The organism is Cellvibrio sp. pealriver, from assembly GCF_001183545.1.
Taxonomy (GTDB): Bacteria; Pseudomonadota; Gammaproteobacteria; order Pseudomonadales; family Cellvibrionaceae; genus Cellvibrio.
In genome coordinates, this window is the sequence record NZ_KQ236688.1 from 4,405,895 (window position 1) to 4,408,394 (window position 2,500).

Consider the following 2,500-nt stretch of genomic DNA (forward strand, 5'->3'; position numbering starts at 1 on the left):
GATGTGGGAAGGCTTAGACAGCTAGGAGGTTGGCTTAGAAGCAGCCACCCTTTAAAGAAAGCGTAATAGCTCACTAGTCGAGTCGGCCTGCGCGGAAGATGTAACGGGGCTAAAACTAGCAACCGAAGCTGCGGCTGCATACTTTGTATGTGGGGTAGGGGAGCGTTCTGTAAGCCGTCGAAGGTGTGTTGAGAAGCATGCTGGAGGTATCAGAAGTGCGAATGCTGACATGAGTAACGATAAGGGGAGTGAAAAACTCCCCCGCCGGAAGATCAAGGGTTCCTGTCCAACGCTAATCGGGACAGGGTTAGTCGGCCCCTAAGGCGAGGCAGAAATGCGTAGTCGATGGGAAACAGGTTAATATTCCTGTACCTCTTTTTACTGCGATGGGGGGACGGAGAAGGCTAGAGCAGCACGGCGTTGGTTGTCCGTGTTTAAGGTCGTAGGCTGGTGTCTTAGGTAAATCCGGGATGCTAAGGCTGAGAACTGATGACGAGTGTTCCTCGGAACACGAAGTGCTTGATGCCATGCTTCCAAGAAAAGCCTCTAAGCTTCAGGTAAAAAGAGACCGTACTCCAAACCGACACAGGTGATCAGGTAGAGAATACCAAGGCGCTTGAGAGAACTCGGGTGAAGGAACTAGGCAAAATGGCACCGTAACTTCGGGAGAAGGTGCACTGCTGGTGGTGAAGGACTTGCTCCGTAAGCTACTGGCAGTCGAAGATACCAGGCCCCTGCAACTGTTTATTAAAAACACAGCACTCTGCAAACACGTAAGTGGACGTATAGGGTGTGACGCCTGCCCGGTGCCGGAAGGTTAATTGATGGGGTTAGCGCAAGCGAAGCTCTTGATCGAAGCCCCGGTAAACGGCGGCCGTAACTATAACGGTCCTAAGGTAGCGAAATTCCTTGTCGGGTAAGTTCCGACCTGCACGAATGGCGTAATGATGGGGGCGCTGTCTCCACCCGAGACTCAGTGAAATTGAAATCGCGGTTAAGATGCCGTGTACCCGCGGCTAGACGGAAAGACCCCGTGAACCTTTACTATAGCTTTGCACTGAACTTTGAACCTATCTGTGTAGGATAGGTGGGAGGCTTTGAAGTCGAGACGCTAGTTTCGATGGAGCCGTCCTTGAAATACCACCCTGGTATGTTTGAGGTTCTAACGTCGGCCCCTTATCGGGGTTACGGACAGTGTATGGTGGGTAGTTTGACTGGGGCGGTCTCCTCCCAAAGAGTAACGGAGGAGCACGAAGGTGTGCTAATCATGGTCGGAAATCATGAGGTTAGTGTAAAGGCAAAAGCACGCTTGACTGCGAGACAGACATGTCGAGCAGGTACGAAAGTAGGTCTTAGTGATCCGGTGGTTCTGTATGGAAGGGCCATCGCTCAACGGATAAAAGGTACTCCGGGGATAACAGGCTGATACCGCCCAAGAGTTCACATCGACGGCGGTGTTTGGCACCTCGATGTCGGCTCATCACATCCTGGGGCTGAAGCCGGTCCCAAGGGTATGGCTGTTCGCCATTTAAAGTGGTACGCGAGCTGGGTTTAGAACGTCGTGAGACAGTTCGGTCCCTATCTGCCGTGGGCGTTGGAGATTTGAGAAGAGTTGTTCCTAGTACGAGAGGACCGGAATGAACGCACCTCTGGTGTTCGGGTTGTCATGCCAATGGCACTGCCCGGTAGCTATGTGCGGACGGGATAACCGCTGAAAGCATCTAAGCGGGAAGCCTCCTTCAAGATGAGATCTCCCTGGGGCTTTAAGCCCCCTAAAGAGCCGTTGAAGACTACGACGTTGATAGGTTGGGTGTGGAAGCGCTGCGAGGCGTTGAGCTAACCAATACTAATTGCTCGTGCGGCTTGACCATATAACAGAATCGACTGTTAACGGTTAAACGATTCAGAAAGTCCGGACTTGTGCGATACGCAAGCATCCAAATGCTGTAAAATACAGCCAGCAAACTTTACGTTCCGCCACCCTATTTGAGTCAATCAAGGCCGACATAATAGATGTCATAAGACCTTCGAACTCATACAAAATTGCTTGACGACCATAGCAAGTTGGAACCACCTGATCCCATTCCGAACTCAGAAGTGAAACGACTTAGCGCCGATGGTAGTGTGGGGCTTCCCCATGTGAGAGTAGGACATCGTCAAGCTTCTAATACAAAATCCCTGTCAGACCTCTGACAGGGATTTTTTACTATTAGTACGACACTCTTATTTGTATAAGGTGTACAAGCAGATGCTTTGAGAGTAAATCGAAAAAGAAAAAGCTTGCAGTAGAGTAGATGATGCGTATAATGCGCGTCCCACGGTTGAGCCGAAGCGCTAACCGGTTTTTTAACAAGATAGATCAAGCAATGCGTGTGGGCACTTGCGGGTAGGTTTGGTAACACAAATTTATCAACGTAAGTGACTCGTGAATTCGCAAGAGTTTTTAAAGAGAAACGAAAAGTTGAGCCAAGTTTTAGTTGTTCTTATTAGGTTTACTTAA

Annotated in this window: 2 rRNA genes (1 of these 2 only partly in view); both read left to right on the forward strand. The window is 50.0% G+C overall.

The annotated features are described in order from the left end of the window. A 23S ribosomal RNA gene (locus VC28_RS19145) occupies nt 1–1,871 on the forward strand; it begins 1,017 nt to the left of the window's first position. A 175-nt stretch (nt 1,872–2,046) separates the two neighbouring features. Further along, nucleotides 2,047–2,162 (forward strand): 5S ribosomal RNA (rrf, locus tag VC28_RS19150). The last annotated feature ends 338 nt before the right edge of the window (nt 2,163–2,500 follow it).